This is a genomic window from Brevundimonas sp. BH3 (assembly GCF_045345115.1).
Lineage (GTDB): Bacteria > Pseudomonadota > Alphaproteobacteria > Caulobacterales > Caulobacteraceae > Brevundimonas.
The window spans coordinates 2,629,844-2,650,206 of the sequence record NZ_CP150796.1; the positions used below are offsets into that span (position 1 = coordinate 2,629,844).

The window sequence follows — 20,363 nt, forward strand, 5'->3', positions numbered from 1 at the left end:
AGCACACCATTATGCTCGCCAAAATCGCGGCCTTTGAATTCCGCTATCAGTTGCGACAGCCCACCTTCTGGGTTGTCACCATCCTGTTCGGCCTGCTCAGCTTCGGCATTATGGCGGCCAGCGACAATATCCGCGTCGGGGGCACGGGCGGAAATGTCTATGTCAATGCGGCTTCGACCATCATCATTGTCCATTCCATTCTGAACCTGTTCTTCCTGCTGGGCGCGGTCGGACTGGTGGCCAATGCGGTGTCGCGTGACACCACCACGGGTTATGGCCCGCTGATCAATGCGACCCCCATCACCCGTTTTGACTATGTGCTGGGCCGTTTTGCAGGGGCCTTCCTTGCCGCCGCCCTGGCCTATTCCAGCATCAGTATCGGCCTGATCTTCGGCAGTTTCATGCCGTGGATCGATCCTGAAACCCTGCAGGGCCTGCGTCTTGGCGACTATGCCTATGCCTATCTGGTGTTTGGGCTGCCGGGGGTGTTTTTCACCTCGGCCGTGGTCTTCAGCCTCGCCACCCTGACCCGTTCGATGATGGCCAGCTATGTCGGTGCTGTCGGCCTGATCATCCTCTATTTCGTGGTCACTTCCACCCTGTTGTCCAAGCCGGAAATGCGCGAACTGGGCAGCTGGCTGGAACCGCTGGGCATCGGTGCCTTTAGCGAGATTTCCCGCTACTGGACGCCCGCCCAAAAGAATACCGAGCTTCCCGAACTGACCGGCGTCCTGTTGGGTAACCGCCTGTTGTGGACCGGCGTCGGCCTTGCCTTCTTGGCCGCCGCGGTTGCCTTCTTCAGCCGTTCCGCCCGCGGGAATTCGGAAAAGAAACAGGCCAAACTGCAAAAGGCCGAGAAAAAAGCCGTCGTCCACGCGCCGCAGGCCCGCCCGCTGGCCAGTGGCCGTTACGGCCTTGCCCAGTCCGTCAGCCAGTTCATCGCCCGCACGCGCTTTGAAATGGGCCTGATCTTCAAGAGCCCTGCCTATCTGGTGCTGATGCTGTTCGGCTTCCTGATGGCCATCACCACCCTGCTGTTCGGGGGCGAGATGTACGGGGTGAAGACCTTCCCCGCCACGCGCGACGTCATCCAGATGCTGCAAGGCTCCTTCTCGCTGGTGACGATTGTGATCGCCATCTACTATTCGGGCGAGTTAGTCTGGCGCGATCAGGACCGCAAAATCCACGAAATCGTCGATTCCACCCCCGCTGCCGACTGGACCTTCATGGTGCCCAAGGTGATGGGTCTGGCACTGGTGCTGATCTCGACACTGGCTCTGTCGGTGTTTGCCGGTCTGATCGCCCAGATCGCGCGTGGCTGGTACCAGTTCGAGCTGGGCAAATACCTGTTCTGGTATGTCCTGCCCGACAGTATCGGTCTGATCATGATGGCCATCCTGTCCATCTTTGTGCAGTCGCTGTCGCCGAACCGCTTTGTCGGTTGGGCCATAATGGTCCTCTATGTGATCTTCACCATCATCGCTTCGGGCTTTGGCTGGGACCACTATCTGTACAACTTCGCCTCGTGGCCTTCGGTGCCGCTGTCGGACCTGAACGGCACAGCCGGTTTCCACACCGTGACCCTGCCCGCCGTTCTTTACTGGTCAGCCTTCTGCGTCATGCTGATGGTCGCCATCTTTGCCCTGTGGCGTCGCGGCACTGAGACACGTTTCAAGCCCCGCTTCCAGCGTGCGCCGCGTCGCCTGATGGGTTCGGCTGGTGTGATTGCAGGCACGGCTCTGACCGCCTTCATCGGGTTGGGTGTGCTGGTCTATGTCAACACCAATGTCTGGAACATCTACGAGCGCAAACCCGACGCCGAGGCCCGTATGGCCGACCGCGAGAAACAGCTTCTAGCCTTCGAGAACACGCCCCAGCCTGCCGTCCGCGACGTCAAGCTGGACATTAAGCTGTTCCCGCATGACCGCTATATGACCACGGTCGGCAGCTATGTGATCGAGAACACCACCGACAAGCCTATCCCTGCCGTGCATCTGGGTTGGCCGCGCGAAACCGAGATGAAGATCGAGGTGCAGGGTGCCAAGCTGGAACGTGAGTGGAAACAGCACCAGTATCGCATCTACCGCTTTGATGCCCCGCTGCAACCGGGCGAGAAGCGTACTATCACCTTCGAGAGCCGCTATGGCCAACGCGGTTTCGGCGTCAATCACCTGATGACCGACATCGTGGACAACGGCACCTTTGTGAACAACGGTGCCTTTGCACCTTCCATCGGTATGGATCGCGGTGGCCTGTTGAGTGATCGTGCCAAGCGTCGCAAGTTCGGCCTGCCGGACGAACTGCGCATGCGTGATTTGAACGACCCGCAAGGTCTGCTGAAAAACTATATCGGCGCCGACTGGGTGAACTCGGACATCACCGTGTCTACCGTCGCTGACCAGACGCCGATCGCGCCGGGCTATAAGATGTCCGACACGACGGCCAATGGCCGCCGCACGGCACGCTTTGTGTCCGAAGCCCCGATCCTGCACTTCTTCTCGGTGCAGTCGGCCGCCTATGAGGTCGCCCAGAAAACTCACAACGGTGTCTCGCTGGAGGTCTATCACCACCCGACGCATGGTGTGCATGCGCCGCGCATGCTGACCGCGCTGGAAAAGAGCCTCGACTACTTCCAGTCGGCCTTTGGCCCCTACCAGTTCCGTCAGGCCCGCATCATCGAGTTCCCCGGCTATAGCTCCTTCGCGCAAGCCTTTGCGAACACGATGCCGTACTCCGAAAGCATCGGCTTTAATGCCGACCTGCGCAAACCCGATGCCATCGACTATGTGACCTTCGTCACCGCCCACGAACTGGCGCACCAGTGGTGGGCGCACCAGATCGTCGGTGCCAATGTGCAGGGTGCAACCTCCCTGTCCGAAACCCTCGCCGAATATTCAGCCCTGATGGTGATGGAGAAGATGTATGGTCAGGAGCAAATCCGTCGCTTCCTGAAATACGATCTCGACAACTATCTGTCGGCGCGCGGTTCGGAGCGTCTGGGCGAGTTCCCGCTGGAACGCGTCGAAGCCGGTCAGGGCTATATCCACTATCGCAAGGGTGGCCATGTGCTTTACCTGCTGCGTGACCAACTGGGCGAGGACGTGGTCAACCGCGCCCTGTCCAAGCTGCTGGCCGCGCACAGGTTCGGCTCTGCACCCTATCCGCGCTCGGTGGACCTGATCGCTGCGCTCAAGGCCGAGGCTCCGGCTGAGAAGCACGCCCTGATCACCGACCTGATGGAAAAGATCACCCTCTATGATCTGAAGGTCACCTCGGCCCGCGCCACCCGCCGTGCCGACGGCAAGTGGGACGTGGTGATGCAAATCGAGGCGCGTAAACTCTATGCCGACGACAAGGGCAATGAAAAAACCGCGCCGCTCGACGAGCAGATCGAGATCGGCCTTCTGATGAGCGAGCCAAGTCTGGATGTTATCGCACCCAAGGACATCGTCCTTCTGGAACGCCATGCCATCCGCAGCGGCCCGCAGACCCTGCGTCTGGTGGCCAACGCCAAGCCGAAGTTTGCGGTCATCGATCCGTTCACCCGCTGGATCGACCGCGACAGCAATAATAACAGCAAGCCTATCGAATAGGTCCTTTCTCCCCCGCAGACCTATTCACCTGAAGGGCGCTCATTTGAGCGCCCTTTTTCTTTGCCTGTGACCAGGCACAAAAAAAGCCGGAAGCCACACGCGGGACTTCCGGCCAGTCTTGTTTCGCCTGCCAGAAGACTTCATCAGCAAGGGCGAGGGAGAAGATTGTCCATCGCGTTAATGGGAATGCAGGGCATTGATATAGATCATACCCGTCCGACTGACCCGAGAGAGACACACATCCATGCCTGCTCCAATGGCCCCGGAAATGGCCACCGCTATTGCGCTGGGTCTTATCGGCCTTATCACCGGATGGCTGGCAGCCCTTGTCAGCCACCGCCTGCCGCCACTGACACTGGGGCCAAGACCACTTCGTTATCGGGTCATGCCCGTCGCAGGTGCCATCATCGGCATCGTCTCCGCGCTCTGGTCGCAATGGCAGGGTCTGGCCCCACCGTGGAGCGCCCTGTTCACAGCCCTGCTGGGCTGGCAGCTTTTATTGATCGCCGTCGTGGACGCCGAAAATTTCTGGTTGCCCGATATTTTGACCGTCCCGCTTGGGCTTACAGGCATTATTGCTGCCATCGTGCTGCCCTACCCGTTGGGTCAGGGCTGGATGATGGCTGTATTGTCCGCCCTGTTCGGTTTCAGCGCCCTGTGGCTGCTGGCCTTCCTGTACCGCAAGCTGCGTGGTCGCGGCGGCCTTGGCGGCGGAGACCCCATCCTGTTCGGCATGGGGGCAGCATGGGTTGGGGCACTGGATCTGGCCATAGTCCTGCTGGTGGCGTCGCTATCGGGACTGTTCGTTGTCCTCGGACTAAAGCTGGCGGGCCGCAATCTGGACATGCACAGCAAGATTCCTTTTGGCACCTATCTGGCTATCGGTTTTGCCGTAGCCTGGCTGGTGGTCTGAAGCTTATCCCCTAGACCCTGCCCAATCCTAAAAAAGCCGTGGCTGCACCCGCATCACCGGCTTCAAACGGCACCCGCGCCACAGAGTCATCACGGAACAAAAACTCGATCCAGAATGGCTCACGCGGATCAAGACGGGTGACTTGCATCATGGCCTCTTGAGGAAACTCCCACGCCTCGCCCCGACGCTTGCCTTCACCTAACAGGGTATCCGGCGCATCCGTCTGGCGGGCCGCGAAAATAATTTTCCGGCCTGAAAAGGGTGGCATCTGCGCCTGACCGGCAGTGACAGCATGCGGGCGCGGCAACAAATCCATATCCCGCATTACAAGACGCGCCGCATAGGGACGTGACTTGCCACGAAATGACACCACCACTGTCGGACTTGTTTCTTCTGGCGACAGACCAGCCAAGCCGAACCGCACGGCTGCCGTGCCCACGGCACTGTCCTGCACCATGCGCCAGCCGGTTTTCGAACCGGCAAAGCGGTCCACGCGCCACGATTGGTGACGCGCCGGAAACTCCAGCCTTGCCGCGCGGCTCCAGCGCGAAAAGGCATGAACGATACGGCCGGTTGTTTCCTGCAAGGCCGGATCGGCACAGGAGACTGCGCGTCCCAGACCGGCTGCCCGACTGGCCACAGCCCCGATCTGCGCCGTCTCATGACCTGCCCGCAACAAGACGCCACGCGTTTGCAACGCCGCCGCCCCTAAAGCCTGCTCTACAGGGGCATCAAACAGACGACATTTGGTATTGGCCGCCAGAATAAAGCTGCGCTCATGATAGGCTTGAGCAGTTGCATCCTGCGCCTGCGCCGGCACACAGGCGAGCACAAGCGCAAGGCATAGCGCAGTTCCCCCCTTCATCCTGTGGCGGGAAGGGTTTACGAAACTGACGCGCAGACGGGAAACCGGTATAGTCATTCCCTGTCTCTAGCCCATCCGGTTTGACCGGAGGTGTGCAATCAAGGTTAGCAATTGCTTCTCTCAACAGATGTCTGGGTGTCGGCCCTGATCCGTCGCGCCGAATTAGAAGGGGCTTTTGCCACCGTGGTTCGCAAGGGCGACATGCGGGCAGGCGATGTGGTCATCAAGGCCTATAATACGTCTGATCGCACCGCCCGCCTCTATAGCCAAAGCGTGGATATGGACGGGCAACCCTTGTGGATTCAACCTGTCGCCAGCGAAAGCGAGTCCGAACTGGACGCCTATCTGGAACGTCGCAGAGGCTATGATCCAGACCTCTGGGTGGTGGAAATCGAAGACCGTCAGGGCCGTCACTTCCTGCTGGAAAAGGTCGAGGGCGAAAAAACAGCCTCCTGAACCCACACCGGCATGGTGAACACCCTGTTCACCGCGTTCGTGAACCCGTCCTCAAACCTACCCGCTTAAGACCTGTCTTCGCCCCAAAGGGTGTTTGAAGGCAAAAGCCATGCTGTTCCTGCTCAATGATGTGGTGTTCGCGCTTGATCCGCCATGCCCCGCCCCCTTGCGGGACGAGCGGCGCTTTGATCCGCTGAATATGGATGCGGTCCTCGAGCTGGCCTGTGAACTGTTCGCCGAACATCCCGATCTGCAACACAGCTATCCTGAACGGGCACGCCGTATCGCATGGCTGTTGTGCCGTAAATCTGACGGGCTGAACGCCGCACTTTTCACAGCCCCGCATCAGAACTGTGCGCCGGAACTGGTCGAGCCACGTTTTTGTGCCCTGCCCGATCTTGTGATGCAGCAACTGAGCAAACGCGCCGATGCGGGCAAGCTGACCGCGCGCACTACCGACCGCGCTATATGGGGGCTTCACGCGGCCTGACAGCGTCGTTCTGTCGCTTGCCAAAGACCGGCCACGGTGCGATTCCTACCTCTGCTTTTCGGGGGGAATAGCATGGCGCTGCATACCGTTTTCAAATCTGTTTTCGTGCGCGGATTTGCGCCTTTGATGGCGGCCTCGTCGCTGGTCCTTTTGGCCTCTCCGGCACTGGCCGACTGGAAAAAATACGAAAGCCCGCGTTTTGAGCTTTACAGCTCCGGTTCTGACCGCGAAGCGCGTGAAATGCTGATCGAACTGGAAAAGTTCGACTATGTGCTGCGTCTGTTCATGGGACAGGATGTCAATTCTGTCCCCCACCGCAAACTGCCCATCTATCTGGTGAGTGATTCAGGGCTGGGAACCATCTGGCCCGGCGCACGCGACCGGATTGCGGGATTTTATACCTCTTCCGACGAAGATATTTTCGCCGTCGCGACGCGCGGCGAAAACAACCACACACTCAAACATGAATACGCCCATCATTTTATGATGGCCGATCTTTCATATCCCTATCCCAGCTGGTTCGTTGAAGGTTTTGCAGAGTACTACGCCCCGACCGAATTCAGGGCGCGCGACACTCGTGTCGGTATTCCAAACCAGAATCGCGCCATGGCGCTCAGCTATCTGGGCTGGATATCCATGAGCGAGCTTCTGTCCAACCGCCCCATGGTCAAAGCCCGCAATTCAGACAGCTACTATCCGCTGGCCTGGCTGCTGACCCACTGGTTTATGGGGGACCAGACACGGCGTCAGCAATTGGCCGCCTATCTGCAAGCCATCGGCTCCGGTACCGATTCTGTCACGGCATTCCAGAATGCGACCGGATTGACACCGACCGAACTGCGCCGAACTCTGCGCCGTTATATGAACGGGCGCATCCCCTATGTTGGGCTAAAAACCGAATATCCTGTGCCTTCAATCGAGGTCACGGCTTTGCCGGAATCAGCCGACGATCTTCTGCTGCTGGGCCAACGGCTCAAAAGCGGGTCCACCGAAGAAAACCGCCAGTCCACTTTGGAAGAAATCCGCCGCAAAGCCGCGCGCTATCCCGACGATATTCTGGCCTTGCTGATCTTGGCCCATGCCGAGTTACACAATGCCCGCGATCCTGAAAAAGCCGCCGAGGTTCTGGATCGCCTTCTGGCCCTCGATCCCAACCATATCGAAGCCCTGCAATATATGGCGCGCGCCAAGATGGATTTGGTGGACAAGGCTTTTGAAGCCGATGACGAGGCCGCTGCGCGCCGCTATCGGCAAGAGGCACAAGCGGCTCTGCGTACGGCCTATACGGCCGACGATGCCAACTATGCCACCTTCCTGCTCATGGCTGAAAACCGCAGGGCAGAGCCGAACTATCCTACAGCCAACGATCTCGAAATTTTGTCGCTGGCCTATACTCTGGCTCCGCAACTTAGCGAGGCTCGCTTTTACTATGCCGATGCGCTGCTGCGCCATGAGCGCAATGCCGAGGCCATCGCGGTTATCGAGCCACTGGTGAATAATCCGCACGGTGAAAACCCTGCGGCCAAGGCCCTGCTCTTACAGGCCAAAGGCCTAACCGAAGCCGATGCTGCCGCCGAAGAGGAAGCCCTGCGTCAACAGGCCGAGGTCGAAGAAGCCGACAGCGCAGAGGATGGCGACCCCCGCTAGGCCTGAGACGCTTCAAGCTTTGCGGGCATGCTCCAGAACAGCCCGCAGACCTTCCAGCAACGCGGCGCTGTGGGATGTTGGTTGGCAGTGATCCTTGAGGATTAAACGCAGCGCACGGACATGCACACGAATAGCCTCAGGGCTCCAGCCTTGCTTGCCTTGCATGACATCCAAAAGTTCGCACAGGCTGTAGCCGGCCTCATAGAGCGGTCCGGTATCGAAAAAGCCCGCCAGATCCAGCATCTGGCTGGTGATCCGATAAAGTTCGGCATCCGCTACGGCCATATCTCCGGCCGTTCGCGCTTCCAGTTCGCTCACGGCCCGTTCAACCGACTGCATGGCTTCGTGCTTGTGGCTGAGCAATCGCTCATACGAGCGGCGCTCGATCGCTGCGACCGTCAGACCGCCCGGCTCGGCCATTTTCTTGGACAAGCTGGAGACAACCTTGACGGCTGTCGCGCCTTCCCCCTCTCCGACCGCCGTTCCCGATGAAATCGTGGTTTTGACCGCAGCCGTCACAGTTGCACCTTCATCGGTTTCAGCAAGGCGTCGATATCCGATTGGTCCATATTGGCCTCTGTGGCGACACCGATATGGGCCGAAAGGTCACCCTTGCGGCGTCCCTTCTCGCCCATGGGCGGGCCGTAATTCCGCACGCGGCGATCCGGCCCGACATAGGTCGGACATTCGATAAATTCGCGTTCGTCCGTGGCCAGCCACATAACCCGCTTCAGCAGCACAGCCGGTGTGATCGGTTTGACCACGACAAAGCTGACACCACAGTCACGCCCCTCTTGCACCTTGGCTTGCGAGGCATGGCCGGTCACCAGAATCACCGGCGTATATTTCAACGGAGCCGGGGTCTCGCGCCGCAGCCAGCGCGTAAAGGCATAGGAATCCATTTCAGGATCGGCACAGTCGATAATAATCAGATCAACAGGCCGCTCTTCCAACAGTTTGACCGCAGCCACCGCCGAACCCAGTTTGATCTGCTCGCGCACACCAAACCCCTGGATCACGGAACCGAGCATATCCAGCGCCTGCTGGTTATTGTCGATCAGCAGAACCGTGGAATGTTCAAGATTGACCTGATCGTCCTTGTTCATCAGTCAAACAGATGCAACTCGCCAGAGGGCTGTGCGGTGTCTTGCGCATTTGCAGCGCGGGGCTTGGACGTACCGCGATGGGCCGCTTCCTGAAGACGTTCGGCCATTTCCGCCAGCGGCAGAGCTGCCAGTGCCGAATCCAGCGGTTGTTCATTCGCCAGTGCATCCGACAGACCAGACAGGGCTTCAAGCCGCTGAGCCAGAACATCAAAGCTCTGGATACGCGCCATATAGGACAGACGTGTCTGGGCCGGCAGATGCGACATCACCTCGCCCATCAGATCGCCCGCCGCTTTCACGCCCGTCGCGATATCTCCCAGCTCAGCGGAAACCGCCTGTAACAAGGCCTGCGTATCGTGAGACATGATCAAAACAACTCCAGATCGCCCGCAGCGACAGGCGGCAAGGTGACTTTGGGCGGCGGGACCGCTGCCACATCCATCACTGCCCGTTGTCGAGCGCGGCCACTAACCGGCCAATAATGCAGACGGCGGCCACCAAAGCCACCCAGACTTCCGCCCAACACAGGAATGCCTTCGTCGGCCATAAAGCGTTCGGCAAAAGCGGCATTGGCTGCGCCGACATCGCTGAGGCTGTCAAACATACGTCCGCCGCCGAACAGCTTGGCTTCCAGCCGTTCACGACGGCCACCGGCCTTCAGCACATCGTTGATAAGCACTTCCATCGCATAGGCTCCGTAGCGGCGACTGGCGGCGGTGCCGTCCATCTCGCCCTCGGGCAGAAGGAAATGGTTCATCCCCCCGACACCGGCCACAGGGTCGGTCAGGCACAGGGCAACGCAACTGCCCAATACCGTGGTCAGCACGACATCGGGGTCAGAGGAGACAAAATGATCCCCCTGCCCCACATGGACGCGCTTTTCTGTGGCTGTGGCGCCGGAAGAGTTCATCAGGTCAGAGGCCCGAAAACAGACTCAAGCTTTTCTTTGAGCTGCTGGGTGGTGAAGGGCTTCACCAGATAGTTGTTCACCCCGTACTGCACTGCGCGCTGCACCAGTTCGCGGTCGGCGCGCCCCGTCAGCATGATGAAGGCCGTCTTGGCAATCGGCGGGTGGGCGCGGATACCGCGCAACAGTCCCAGACCGTCAAGATTAGGCATGTTGAAATCAGAAATCACCAGATGCACGGGCTTGGTAATGATGGCGCGAAGAGCAGCCTCGCCATCCGGCGCTTCTTCGATGTCACGCACACCGATCTGCTGCAAGCTGGTGCGGATCAGAGCGCGCATCGTCAACTGGTCATCTACGATCAGAGTGCGAATGGCAGAGGCTGCTGGCATGGATAGTCCTTACGCGACAGTCGTTTTGGCGCCCTTGGCGGCGCATGATTCAAGAATAGCGGGAGCAAGGCGGGTCAAAGGCATCTGGCGCTCTACGGCCCCGACCTCGAAGGCAGCCTTGGGCATGCCATAGACCACACATGAGGCCTCATCCTGCCCGAAGGTGCGGGCACCGGCATCGCGCATGGTTTTCAGACCTCGCGCACCGTCCCGACCCATCCCCGTCAGAATGACACCCGTCATCGGGCGGCCCAGTCGTGCCACCGATTCAAACAGCACATCCACGGATGGACGGTGCCCGTTGACCGGATCGGACGTCACCAGACGACAACGCCCCCCCACAACCGTCAGGTGGGCCGCGCCTCCCGGTGCCAGATAGACATGGCCCGTTTGCAGAACGGCTCCGTCTACGGCTTCGGACACATGCACATTGGACGTACGGTCCAGACGCGCTGCAAAGCTGCGCGTAAAGCTGGCGGGCATGTGCTGGGTTATCACCGTCGCAGGACAATCTGCCGGAAAGGCCGACAAAATGGTCAAGAGCGCCTCGACACCGCCCGTTGACGATCCAATCGCCAGAATATGGTTCGGATCGGCATGATAGACCCCTTGGTGGGCCTGCACATTGCGTGGTTCCAGCGGACGCACGCGGGCACGGGCCGCCGACTTCACCTTCTCGGCCAGATCGGCAAAGGCTTCGGAGGCCGGATGGCCGACCGCCGGTTTGGCCACAGCATCCACAGCCCCGATTTCCAGTGCCGCCAGTGTCACATCCGTTCCGGCCTGTGTCAGGGTCGACACCATCACCACCGGCATGGGACGCAAGCGCATAATCTTTTCGAGGAATTCCAGCCCGTTCATATTGGGCATTTCGACGTCCAGCGTCAGGACATCTGGATTCAGTGTCTTGATCTTTGCGCGCGCCTCCAGCGGGTCCTCCGCCGTACCGACGACCTCGATATCCGGATCACGGCGCAGGACAGCCGAAATCAGACTGCGCATCGTGGCGCTGTCATCGACAACGAGAACCTTGATCCGGCTCATGCCACACCTTCAACGCGCTGATAGGTGGTCAGGCCGCAGGTCTTGAACGCGCCAGCCGACGGCCCCGAAACACGCTCGGAATGCCCGATATAAAGCGCCCCACCCGGATTCATGATCGGTGCAAAGCGGCTCCAGATCATTTCCTGCGTGGCATCATCGAAATAGATCACCACATTCCTGCAGAAGATCACGTCAAACATGCCCTTCATCGGCCATTTGCCGATCAGGTTCAGTTCATTGAAAACGACCAGACGACGCAGCGCGTCGCTGGCCTGAGAATAGCCCGGACGTCCGGCCACCGGATTGAAATGACGACGCCCCGAGGCGGGAACAGGGGCCAGAAGATCATCGGAATAGATGCCTTCCTTGCCTTCCGCGACCATGTTCGGGTCGATATCGGTGGCTAGAATACGTACGTCCAGATCATTGGCTTCCGGCAGTTTTTCCAGAACGGTCAGAGCCATCGAATACGGCTCCTGACCATTGGAACAGGCAGCCGACCACAGACGCACACGCCCACCGGCGCGCGCACGGGCGGCCAACTGCGGCATCACCACATCGCGCAGATGGTCGAAATGGTGCGGCTCGCGATAAAAGCGCGTGACATTGGTCGTCAGGGCCGCGGTCATGGCCTGACGCTCTTCCTTGCCCTGAGGCGATTCCACAAGGGCGATATATTCGGCAAAATTACTCAGACCCAGCGTCCGCAGACGCTTGGCCAGACGCGAATAGACCAGCGCGGCCTTGCCCTCATGAAGGGCAATACCGGCATGGCTGTGCAGGGCACTGGCAATGTGACGGAAGTCCGCCTGTGTGAACGGAAATTCGCCGTCCACCAGAGTCTCCCGACCGGCGGTCATAGTCATGCGGCTTCGGTTTCCGCCTCGACCGGCAGGACGTGTTCAAGGTCGATCAGGCTGATCATACGACCACCTTCGACGGCGAAAATGCCTTTCACAAAGGCCTTCACGCTCTCGGACGCCACATCCGGCGTCGGCTGGATGGCTGCATCGGTCAGTTGCACAATGTCGGAGACGGCATCCACCAGCAGCCCCACCAGACGGCTGCCCACATGGGCCACCATAATGACGTGACGCTCGCTTGGCTCGCCAGTCTGAAGACCAAAGCGCGCGCCCAGATCGATGATTGGCAGCACGGTGCCGCGCAGATTGATGACGCCCTTCATATAGGCAGGCGAGCGGGGCAGCGGCGTGGCCGGTGTCCAGCCACGGATTTCACGCACGCTCATAATATCGACGCAGAACTCTTGTTCGCCGATGCGGAATGCAATCAGTTCGCGGTCGGAACCGGCGACATTGGGGGTGACTTGGGTCATGGGTCAGCTCGCCATTTTCAGTTCAGCAAGAGAGGTCGTCCGCCGACGTCCGGTTGTCACCAGAGCGTCGATATCAAGGATCAGAGCTACCCGCCCGTCCCCAAGAATGGTTGCAGCCGCCACGCCTTCGACGTGGCGATAATTGGTTTCAAGGCTTTTGATCACGACCTGACGCTGGCCATGGATCGCATCCACCAGAAGGCCAGCCCGCTGACCGCCCTCGGTTTCCACAATCATCACCACGCCGCCCTTCAGGTCAGTGGGATCGGTGCGGAACTCCATCGACTGGCCAACATCGACCAGTGGCACAAACTCGTCACGGAACATCAGGACCGGATCGACGCCACCGACCAGATGAATGTCCTCGGCCTTGGGGGTCAGGCTTTCGACAATAGCCGCCAGCGGGGCCACCAGCGTCTGCTCTGCGGCACCCACCACCATGCCATCCAGCACCGCCAATGTGAGAGGCAGGGACATGGTAAAGACCGAGCCCTTGCCCGGATTGGAGGAAATCGAAATCCGCCCGCCCAGCGACTGGATGGAGCGGCGCACCACATCCATCCCCACGCCACGGCCAGACACATCGGTCACTTCCTTGGCCGTCGAGAAACCGGGCAGGAAGATCAGGTTGTCCACCTCGTCATCACTGAGGATCTGGTCTGGGGTCACCAGACCACGTTCCTCGGCAATGGAGCGAACACGCTGGCGGTTGATACCTTTGCCATCATCAGTGATCTCGATGACGATCCGGCCCGAGCGGTGCAGAGCGGCCAGTTTGACGGTGCCTTCAACCGGCTTGCCGGCCGCCTCGCGTTCCTCGGGGCTTTCCAAGCCGTGATCGATAGCATTGCGCAGCATGTGGGTGATTGGCTCGGACAGGCGTTCCACCACGGTCTTGTCCACCTCGGTGTCTTCGCCGGACGTGACCAGTTTCACCTTCTTGCCGGTCATGGCAGCGACTTCGCGCACCAGACGCGGCATACGCTGGAATACCGACTTCACCGGCTGGGCGCGGATCGCCATGACGCTGTCCTGAATTTCGCGGGTCAGCAGTTCAAGGTCTTCAAGACCAAGCGAGATATCAGACGAACGGGCCAGACCGCTTTCATAGACGCGCTGGGCCAGCATGGCTTGCTGGATCACCAGTTCGCCGACCGCATTGATCAGGCGGTCCACACGTTCCAGATCGACGCGGATCGTGACAGGGGCCGCTGTCGCAGAGGCAGCAGACGCATTATTGGCCGCCGCCTGGGGCGCTGCGGGTACCGGCGCGGCTTGAGGCTTGGGGGCCTCTTCGATCACGGGTGCAGGCTCGCTGCTCCCGCCCAGGCGCGCCGCCGTATCGGCCTGAGCCATCGCCACCAGTGCCGCAATGTCGAACTCGGTCGATGCCCCGCCATCCAGCGACGGCAGGCCATCGCCCAGATCCGGCAGGGTATCCAGAACGACAGGTGCCTCAGCACCGGCCGACATGACCGGCGTGATGCTGAGATCGCAATCGGTTTCAACAAAATCGAATACGTCGCGCACATCAAGTTCGGCCACCGGCGCATCCAGATGAATGGTCCAGACCAGATGCGAATCCAGTGGCTCCAAGTCCTCCAGTGACGGCAGGCCGCTATCATCCATCTCTACCGAGATCGGTCCCAGACGACCCAGTTCGCGCAGCAACAGCGCCGTTTCATTGGCATTGGCATAGAGGCGTGGATGCGGACGGAAGATGATCTTCCAACCGGTTTGCTCACCCCTTGTCGTAACCGGCGCATCCAGTGCCGGCAGGTCAAGCGGTGGCAGGTCCATCAAGGGCATGGCTTCACTTGAACCAAAATCATCAAGGCTGAGCGCAACGGGGGTAAAGCCGAAATCGTCGTCCATATCAGCGGATGCGACCGCATCCGTTCCTGAAACCGGCGCGCCGTGGGTCAGGGTTTCCAGTTCGGCAATCAAGGTTTGCGAACGGTCGGGATCCACCGCTGGCCCTGCGCCACGCGCCGCCGTCACATGGTCATTGAGAACATCCGAGGCGCGTAACAGGCTTTGCACCACATCCTCGTCCACCGCTTTGCGGCCCGAGCGCAGCTCGTCCATCAGGGTCTCGAAAACGTGGGCAAAGCGGACCAGATCATCCAGACCAAATGCCCCTGCCCCGCCCTTTACAGAGTGGACGGCGCGGAAACAGGCATTGATCGTCTCGATATCGGTATCACCAGATTCCAGTGCAATCAGATTGGTCTCGAGGTCGCCGAGAAGCTCCTCGCATTCCTGGAAAAAAGTAGCCTTGATGGCTTCGAACGGATCGTCACTCATGACTGGGGGAGTCCTTGAAATCAGGTCCTGGCCTTAGGCCGCAACGCGGCGGACAGCATCCACCAGACGAACAGGGTCGAACGGTTTGACGATCCAGCCCGTCGCACCGGCATCACGCGCGCGCTGCTTTTTGGCCGCGTCGCTTTCTGTGGTCAGCACCAGAACCGGCACACCGCTAAAGGCGGGATCGGCGCGCATGCCTTCGATAAAGCCGAAGCCGTCCATGCGCGGCATGTTGATGTCGGTAATCACGACATCGGGGCGTTCTTCGGCCAGCACTTCAAGGCCATGAACGCCATCCACGGCCTGTACGACATTATAACCGGCGTCCTTGAGAGCCAGCATCAGCATGTCACGCATGGTGCGCGAGTCATCAACGGTCAGAACGGTTTTGGTCATCAGGCGGCGTCCTGCGCTATAAATTCATCGGTGGAGGCTCCAAAGCCAAGCCATTGCTCGTTTAGTGCTTTGGAAACATTGAGGAAGATCAAAGCTTGCCCGTCAGCCTTCCAGGTTTTGACGGCCGCAAGCAAGATTTGCAGACACAAACCGCCCAGACGCTCTACGCCCGAAGCATCCAGCGTGACGGCTTGGCCACGATACTGCATCAGCTCCGCTTTCAGCGGCTCTGCAGCGCGGATATCCATAATGGCGGGCAAGGTGATGACGGGATGGGGGCTTGTATCTTGCGTCATTAGAACTCCTCCCAACCATCTTCTGATGGCTGTGATTTCAAAGCGGCACCGCCAATACCTTTGGCGCGGAGTGCCGAAATGGTTTCTGCGACCGAACGCGGACGTTCAGCACTGGCACTGGCACTGGCACTGGCACTGGCCATCGCAGGCTCTTGAACAGGTGGGGCAACATATTCATTGGCCGGCCGCACAGGCTTGGCAGCACGGGGTGTGGCCAGCTCTGCCGGTGTCTCTTCAGCTTGCGCCTTGAAAGCCGGTTGCGGCGCTGGCTGGAAAACCGGCTTGGGAGCGCTGACCGCCGAAGCCGACGCCATTATTGGAGCCTTATAGGGCGCAGGCTTGGTTGCCAGTTTCTGCGACACGACGAAACGGGCCACCGATGCCGACAGGTCAGCCGCTTCAGAGGCCAGCGCCTGACAGGCTGCGGTCGATTCTTCCACCATGGCCGCATTCTGCTGGGTCACCTGATCCATCTGGTTCACAGCCGAGTTCACCTGAGCCAGACCCGTGGCCTGTTCCTGTGCAGAGGCTGCAATTTCGCGAACAAGACTGTCGATCTGAGCAACACGTTCAACGATGCGACCAAGGGCATCGCCGGTCTGACCCACCAGATTTACGCCTTGGCTGACCTGTGTGCCGGAGGCCGAGATCAGAGCCTTGATTTCCTTGGCGGCGTCGGCCGAGCGCTGGGCCAGCGCCCGCACTTCGGAGGCCACAACAGCAAAGCCGCGACCGGCATCGCCCGCACGCGCGGCTTCGACACCAGCATTGAGCGCCAGCAGATTGGTCTGGAAGGCGATCTCGTCGATCACACCGATGATGTCGCCGATCTTGCGCGACGAAGCCTCGATCGCCGTCATGGCCTCGACAGCATTATTGACCACCGCGCCACTACGCTGGGCATCGTCGCGTGCGCCCATAACTACCTGCGCCGCTTCCTTGGCACCATCGGCAGTTCGCCCCACAGTGGCCGTGATCTGGTCCAAAGCCGCAGCGGTCTGTTCCAGCGTCGCCGCCTGTTGTTCGGTGCGATACGACAGATCGTTGGAGGCCGCGCTGATTTCCTCGGCCCCCATATTGATGACCGAAACATTGGCGTTCACCAACGAGACAGCCTTTTCGAGGCTTTCAATCGCAGCGTTAAAATCGACTTTTAACGTTTCAGCCGACTGGGGGAAGTCGGTCGTAATGCGCCATGTCAGATTACCGTTGGCCAGTTTTTCCAGACCTTCGGCCAGAGCATCCACCACGATCGTATCATTGCGACGGCCCTGCTCGATTTCGGCTTCGCGACGCAGGCGGGCCTCTTCGGCCTCTTTGTGCATCAGGTCGTTACGGGCCTTGAGCGCATTTTGCTCAATCGTGGCCTGTTTGAAATGCTCGACCGCCGAGGCCATCAAGCCCACCTCGTCCGTGCGGCCCAAGGCAGGGATCATCACTTCGGTATTACCGCCCACCAGCTTACGCGTGGCCGACGCCACTGCGCGCAGGGGCTTGGCCACACCCACGGTCAGCCACACACCGCAACCCACAGCCATCACCAGCGCAAACACGGTGCCGATACCCATGACCAGACGCATCATATTGGCCAGAGCCATCTGGCGCTGAGCCAGAGCCTCGGCCTCGTTGCCGCGTTCATCGACAAGAGTCTGCAAGATTTTATCGACAGGGGCCAGCAGACCCGCGCTGTCATAGGTCGCCAGATTATCCAGACCGACACCGCGCACAGCCACGGCCTCGAACCAACTTTCAACACCGGCGCGCGCCTGTTCGACCTGCGCGTCCGAGGTCGGATCCATACGTTTATATTCGTCCAGCGCATCGTTGAAGCTGGAGCGGTGCTCGCTCACCAGATCAATGGCAGACGGAATGCGCGACATCACATAGGCACGCAAGGCCGCGTCCTGACGCGACATATGCAACTGGGCATTGACCGCCGCCTGCTGTGCCGCCGTCACGCGCTCCATGTCACGACGGATATTCTGGACACCGCTGACGCCCAGATACACGCACAGGCTCATGGCCACAATCGCCGCAATAATGCCGCCAAAAGCGAAGGTCAGCTTCTGCTGAATCTTCAGGTTGTTCAAGAAACCCGTCATTACACACATCCCCCGGTGTGCTTGCCGTAGCAGGGGCCATAGCCCCTGAAACCACCGGCAAGAGCCAAGGCAGGACGGTGCGCCCGCGCGATCTGCACAGCAGACGCGACATCTTTAGCAATCTGCGTTTCTTTCTGAAACGCACACAGCGGCAGCACAGGGACCATCCCAACCTCGACAAAGATTTTCGACCATGTGCACGTACAAACGTAGGTTTCTGTAAACCAGCAGGTACGGGCAATCCCCTATAGGTGTAATGGATATGTCTTACCGAACTGTAGTTGTTTGGTATTTTATTGCCTCGCTTGGCCGTTTTTGTGATATCGTTGTTATTCTGGATTTTACATTTAGCCTTAAGTGAGACTTGATCCCCATGGCCGGTTCACCCCAGAAGGGAAACCGGCAAATTATCAGCCAAGTTTCAAAAACCTGCCGAACCCGAATGCCCGCTTCTTCCGGCGATATTTCTGCTCAATCTGATCAGCTCCGGTCACAAGGGGCTGTCGCGCGAAAGGCTGTTCGCGCGCTGTTTTGCGCGGGAGTGGTTATGGCCTCGCTGGCAGGGTTTCTGTGGGTGCCCGCCAGTAAGCTGCCTTTGTTTTTGCCGGTCATAGCCCTGTCTCTTGTCGCCCGTCTGACAGGATGGCGGATGACCGGCATCTGTATGGCCCTGTTGTCAGCGGGACTGATATTTCTGGTCCTGAAGGGACTTGTCCCTTTGCTTGATGCCATAATGGTCGGTACGGCCTCGGCATTGACCGCTTTGCTGACCCTGCGCCTCAACCGGCCCATGCTCGGTATGTACGGCCTGCACCAGTCCACCGAAAACGAGGTTTTGCGATCTCTTCTGGCTGCGACACCCGTCGTACTTCTGGATCAGAAAGGGCACATCAAACGCGCCAGCTCTGCCAGTCACGATATTTTCCAGAGATCCGAAGAACAGCTTTGTGGTCTGTCCTTCAGTGATCTGGTGCCTGATTTCGACCACCATCAACATGCCGTTGCAGAGGCTGATACAGGTCTGGTTAAACCCGCGGGCAATAACTGGCTGGTCCTGCGTCCCGATCAAACACCTATCGCCGTTGAACTGTGGCTGGACCACACGCCCGAAGGTCCACTTATCCGGCTTGTAGACCTGACACCGCGCCAGACCGCCGACGCACAGGCCCGCGAACTCCATTCGCAACTCAACAAGGTCTGGCGTCTGAATTCATTGGGCGAAATGGCCGCAACCCTTGCCCACGAACTGAACCAGCCTCTTGGAGCGGCCGCCGCTTATTTGCATGCCGCTCAAGAAGATATGAAGAGCGCGGGGCCATTGGGCGAAAGCGCCTTGAAAACGACCGAACTGGCCAAGGCCCAGATGCTGCGTGGTGGGCAGATCATCCGGCGGATGCGCGAACTGTTGACCATGGAAATGCGCGCCTTGTCCAAAGAGCCGCTGAGCCTTGTGGTGGAGGATGTCCTCCCGATCCTGACCCTGACCGGACAGGACAGGAATATCCGCATAGAAACCGATATTACGATGCCTGATCTGGTGCGCATGGACCGCATCCAGATTCAGCAGGCCTTGGTCAATCTGGTTCGCAATGCTGTCGAAGCCAGTCCCAACGGCTCGTGTGTTCTCATCACTGGCCATTCTGTAACCGACCGTACATTTGAAGTCGCTGTCGAGGACAGCGGCCCCGGCATCCCTCCCGAGCAGGTTGACCGCGTCTTCCAGCCCATGATCTCGACCAAGTCCGGCGGCATGGGTCTGGGCCTTTCGGTCACCCGAACCATTGTCGAAAGCCATGGTGGAAGCCTGCGCGTCGGCGCTTCCCGCTGGGGTGGAGCCCGCTTTTCGTTTACACTCGCCATTGCCAATCAGGACGAGCAAGAATGACCCCTTCAGTCTTCATCATTGATGATGACGCAGGCATGCGTGATTCACTGGTAGCTCTGTTGCGCAGTCAGGGCATACGCTGTCGCGCCTTTGCTGGAGGGGCCGACTTTTTCCGCTCCATGCCGCAGGACGAAACAGCCTGTGTGGTCACCGATCTACGCATGCCTGAAGTAGATGGTGCCGAGGTTGTCCGGCGGGTCACCGAGGAACGCGGTGCGGCATGGCCTATTCTGGTCATTACCGCCCATGCCGATGTGTCTGTCGCCGTCAGTCTGATGAAAAAAGGCGTGGTGGATTTTATCGAAAAACCATTCGATCCCCAGCGGCTGATCGAAAGCGTCCGCAGCTGTCTGGCAAGCCTAACACAGGTAGGCGAACAGCAGCGCCTGACCCAGTCTGCCCGGGAGAAATTCGACCGCCTGACCCCGCGCGAAGCACAGGTTTTCAACGCCCTGATCGAAGGGCTGTCCAACAAGGCGATTGCCCAGACTCTGGATATCAGCCCCCGCACCGTCGAGGTTTTCCGCGCCAAGGTCATGCAAAAGATCGAGGCCGAAAGCCTGTCGGATCTGATCAAAACCGGCCTGCTTTTGCGTCACGAAGACGGCATGGGCTCTTGATCCGG

General features: G+C 59.5%; 20 protein-coding genes. 7 read left to right on the forward strand and 13 right to left on the reverse strand.

What is annotated here, in order from left to right; translation table 11 throughout:
- The first annotated feature begins 11 nt into the window (after positions 1–11).
- A complete protein-coding gene (locus WEU32_RS12895; protein ID WP_406852177.1) occupies positions 12–3,593 on the forward strand; it encodes an ABC transporter permease/M1 family aminopeptidase in 3,582 nt (1,193 codons plus the stop codon).
- A 244-nt stretch (positions 3,594–3,837) separates the two neighbouring features.
- Positions 3,838–4,506: a prepilin peptidase gene (locus WEU32_RS12900; RefSeq protein ID WP_406852178.1), complete on the forward strand. Its 669-nt coding sequence runs from the start codon at positions 3,838–3,840 to the stop codon at positions 4,504–4,506.
- 10 nt (positions 4,507–4,516) lie between these two features.
- Here WEU32_RS12900 and WEU32_RS12905 read toward each other — a convergent pair whose 3' ends face one another.
- Positions 4,517–5,428, reverse strand: a complete 912-nt coding sequence (locus WEU32_RS12905) for a hypothetical protein (protein WP_406852179.1) — start codon at positions 5,426–5,428, stop codon at positions 4,517–4,519.
- 54 nt (positions 5,429–5,482) lie between these two features.
- Here WEU32_RS12905 and WEU32_RS12910 point away from each other — a divergent pair, with 54 nt between their 5' ends.
- From WEU32_RS12910 to WEU32_RS12920, 3 genes are all read left to right on the forward strand, one after another.
- Entirely contained in the window at positions 5,483–5,827 is a 345-nt protein-coding gene (locus WEU32_RS12910) for a DUF1491 family protein (RefSeq protein ID WP_312139059.1), read from the forward strand.
- Between the two features lie 109 nt (positions 5,828–5,936).
- Positions 5,937–6,317: a hypothetical protein gene (locus WEU32_RS12915; RefSeq protein ID WP_312815909.1), complete on the forward strand. Its 381-nt coding sequence runs from the start codon at positions 5,937–5,939 to the stop codon at positions 6,315–6,317.
- A 72-nt stretch (positions 6,318–6,389) separates the two neighbouring features.
- Complete coding sequence (locus WEU32_RS12920; RefSeq protein ID WP_312139056.1) at positions 6,390–7,964, forward strand: DUF1570 domain-containing protein; 1,575 nt, start codon at positions 6,390–6,392, stop codon at positions 7,962–7,964.
- 12 nt (positions 7,965–7,976) lie between these two features.
- Here WEU32_RS12920 and WEU32_RS12925 read toward each other — a convergent pair whose 3' ends face one another.
- The 12 genes from WEU32_RS12925 to WEU32_RS12980 are packed head-to-tail and all read right to left on the reverse strand — an operon-like array spanning position 7,977 to position 17,853.
- Positions 7,977–8,483: a chemotaxis protein CheE gene (locus WEU32_RS12925; RefSeq protein WP_312815905.1), complete on the reverse strand. Its 507-nt coding sequence runs from the start codon at positions 8,481–8,483 to the stop codon at positions 7,977–7,979.
- On the reverse strand, positions 8,480–9,070 hold the full coding sequence (locus WEU32_RS12930) for a response regulator (protein ID WP_312139052.1): 591 nt from the start codon (positions 9,068–9,070) through the stop codon (positions 8,480–8,482). Before WEU32_RS12930 ends, WEU32_RS12925 begins: the two co-directional genes overlap by 4 nt.
- Entirely contained in the window at positions 9,070–9,435 is a 366-nt protein-coding gene (locus WEU32_RS12935) for a hypothetical protein (protein WP_312139050.1), read from the reverse strand. The genes WEU32_RS12930 and WEU32_RS12935 overlap by 1 nt, the downstream gene beginning before the upstream one ends.
- 2 nt (positions 9,436–9,437) lie before the next feature.
- A complete protein-coding gene (locus WEU32_RS12940; protein WP_406852180.1) occupies positions 9,438–9,980 on the reverse strand; it encodes a chemotaxis protein CheD in 543 nt (180 codons plus the stop codon).
- Positions 9,980–10,369, reverse strand: a complete 390-nt coding sequence (locus WEU32_RS12945; RefSeq protein ID WP_312139046.1) for a response regulator — start codon at positions 10,367–10,369, stop codon at positions 9,980–9,982. Before WEU32_RS12945 ends, WEU32_RS12940 begins: the two co-directional genes overlap by 1 nt.
- Before the next feature lie 9 nt (positions 10,370–10,378).
- The gene (locus WEU32_RS12950) at positions 10,379–11,413 is read right to left on the reverse strand and encodes a chemotaxis response regulator protein-glutamate methylesterase (protein ID WP_312139044.1); all 1,035 of its coding nucleotides are present in this window, start codon (positions 11,411–11,413) and stop codon (positions 10,379–10,381) included.
- The gene (locus tag WEU32_RS12955; RefSeq protein WP_312815898.1) at positions 11,410–12,279 is read right to left on the reverse strand and encodes a protein-glutamate O-methyltransferase; all 870 of its coding nucleotides are present in this window, start codon (positions 12,277–12,279) and stop codon (positions 11,410–11,412) included. Before WEU32_RS12955 ends, WEU32_RS12950 begins: the two co-directional genes overlap by 4 nt.
- Complete coding sequence (locus WEU32_RS12960; protein WP_406852181.1) at positions 12,276–12,749, reverse strand: chemotaxis protein CheW; 474 nt, start codon at positions 12,747–12,749, stop codon at positions 12,276–12,278. Before WEU32_RS12960 ends, WEU32_RS12955 begins: the two co-directional genes overlap by 4 nt.
- 3 nt (positions 12,750–12,752) lie before the next feature.
- The gene (locus tag WEU32_RS12965; RefSeq protein WP_406852182.1) at positions 12,753–15,056 is read right to left on the reverse strand and encodes a chemotaxis protein CheA; all 2,304 of its coding nucleotides are present in this window, start codon (positions 15,054–15,056) and stop codon (positions 12,753–12,755) included.
- 33 nt (positions 15,057–15,089) lie between these two features.
- Positions 15,090–15,455, reverse strand: a complete 366-nt coding sequence (locus WEU32_RS12970) for a response regulator (RefSeq protein ID WP_406852183.1) — start codon at positions 15,453–15,455, stop codon at positions 15,090–15,092.
- The gene (locus tag WEU32_RS12975) at positions 15,455–15,751 is read right to left on the reverse strand and encodes an STAS domain-containing protein (RefSeq protein WP_312139035.1); all 297 of its coding nucleotides are present in this window, start codon (positions 15,749–15,751) and stop codon (positions 15,455–15,457) included. The genes WEU32_RS12970 and WEU32_RS12975 overlap by 1 nt, the downstream gene beginning before the upstream one ends.
- Positions 15,751–17,853 carry a methyl-accepting chemotaxis protein gene (locus WEU32_RS12980; RefSeq protein WP_406852184.1) on the reverse strand — a complete coding sequence of 701 codons (2,103 nt, stop codon included), beginning with the start codon at positions 17,851–17,853 and terminating at the stop codon, positions 15,751–15,753. Before WEU32_RS12980 ends, WEU32_RS12975 begins: the two co-directional genes overlap by 1 nt.
- Positions 17,854–18,400: 547 nt before the next feature.
- Between WEU32_RS12980 and WEU32_RS12985 the strand changes: the two genes are divergently transcribed.
- Together WEU32_RS12985 and WEU32_RS12990 are read left to right on the forward strand one after the other, a co-directional pair.
- Complete coding sequence (locus WEU32_RS12985; RefSeq protein WP_406852185.1) at positions 18,401–19,738, forward strand: nitrogen regulation protein NR(II); 1,338 nt, start codon at positions 18,401–18,403, stop codon at positions 19,736–19,738.
- The gene (locus WEU32_RS12990; protein ID WP_312139029.1) at positions 19,735–20,358 is read left to right on the forward strand and encodes a response regulator; all 624 of its coding nucleotides are present in this window, start codon (positions 19,735–19,737) and stop codon (positions 20,356–20,358) included. The genes WEU32_RS12985 and WEU32_RS12990 overlap by 4 nt, the downstream gene beginning before the upstream one ends.
- Positions 20,359–20,363 lie beyond the last annotated feature (5 nt).

What these genes read in the sequence shown, in the direction of transcription:
- WEU32_RS12970 (WP_406852183.1), bottom strand. Translation starts at nt 15,455, where the DNA reads ATGACCAAAACCGTTCTGACCGTTGATGACTCGCGCACCATGCGTGAC.
- WEU32_RS12980 (WP_406852184.1), bottom strand. Translation starts at nt 17,853, where the DNA reads ATGACGGGTTTCTTGAACAACCTGAAGATTCAGCAGAAGCTGACCTTC.
- WEU32_RS12920 (WP_312139056.1), top strand. Translation starts at nt 6,390, where the DNA reads ATGGCGCTGCATACCGTTTTCAAATCTGTTTTCGTGCGCGGATTTGCG.
- WEU32_RS12940 (WP_406852180.1), bottom strand. Translation starts at nt 9,980, where the DNA reads ATGAACTCTTCCGGCGCCACAGCCACAGAAAAGCGCGTCCATGTGGGG.
- WEU32_RS12965 (WP_406852182.1), bottom strand. Translation starts at nt 15,056, where the DNA reads ATGAGTGACGATCCGTTCGAAGCCATCAAGGCTACTTTTTTCCAGGAA.
- WEU32_RS12915 (WP_312815909.1), top strand. Translation starts at nt 5,937, where the DNA reads ATGCTGTTCCTGCTCAATGATGTGGTGTTCGCGCTTGATCCGCCATGC.
- WEU32_RS12960 (WP_406852181.1), bottom strand. Translation starts at nt 12,749, where the DNA reads ATGACCCAAGTCACCCCCAATGTCGCCGGTTCCGACCGCGAACTGATT.
- WEU32_RS12905 (WP_406852179.1), bottom strand. Translation starts at nt 5,428, where the DNA reads ATGACTATACCGGTTTCCCGTCTGCGCGTCAGTTTCGTAAACCCTTCC.
- WEU32_RS12950 (WP_312139044.1), bottom strand. Translation starts at nt 11,413, where the DNA reads ATGAGCCGGATCAAGGTTCTCGTTGTCGATGACAGCGCCACGATGCGC.
- WEU32_RS12955 (WP_312815898.1), bottom strand. Translation starts at nt 12,279, where the DNA reads ATGACTATGACCGCCGGTCGGGAGACTCTGGTGGACGGCGAATTTCCG.
- WEU32_RS12930 (WP_312139052.1), bottom strand. Translation starts at nt 9,070, where the DNA reads ATGAACAAGGACGATCAGGTCAATCTTGAACATTCCACGGTTCTGCTG.
- WEU32_RS12945 (WP_312139046.1), bottom strand. Translation starts at nt 10,369, where the DNA reads ATGCCAGCAGCCTCTGCCATTCGCACTCTGATCGTAGATGACCAGTTG.
- WEU32_RS12975 (WP_312139035.1), bottom strand. Translation starts at nt 15,751, where the DNA reads ATGACGCAAGATACAAGCCCCCATCCCGTCATCACCTTGCCCGCCATT.
- WEU32_RS12985 (WP_406852185.1), top strand. Translation starts at nt 18,401, where the DNA reads ATGGCCTCGCTGGCAGGGTTTCTGTGGGTGCCCGCCAGTAAGCTGCCT.
- WEU32_RS12895 (WP_406852177.1), top strand. Translation starts at nt 12, where the DNA reads ATGCTCGCCAAAATCGCGGCCTTTGAATTCCGCTATCAGTTGCGACAG.
- WEU32_RS12900 (WP_406852178.1), top strand. Translation starts at nt 3,838, where the DNA reads ATGCCTGCTCCAATGGCCCCGGAAATGGCCACCGCTATTGCGCTGGGT.
- WEU32_RS12935 (WP_312139050.1), bottom strand. Translation starts at nt 9,435, where the DNA reads ATGTCTCACGATACGCAGGCCTTGTTACAGGCGGTTTCCGCTGAGCTG.
- WEU32_RS12990 (WP_312139029.1), top strand. Translation starts at nt 19,735, where the DNA reads ATGACCCCTTCAGTCTTCATCATTGATGATGACGCAGGCATGCGTGAT.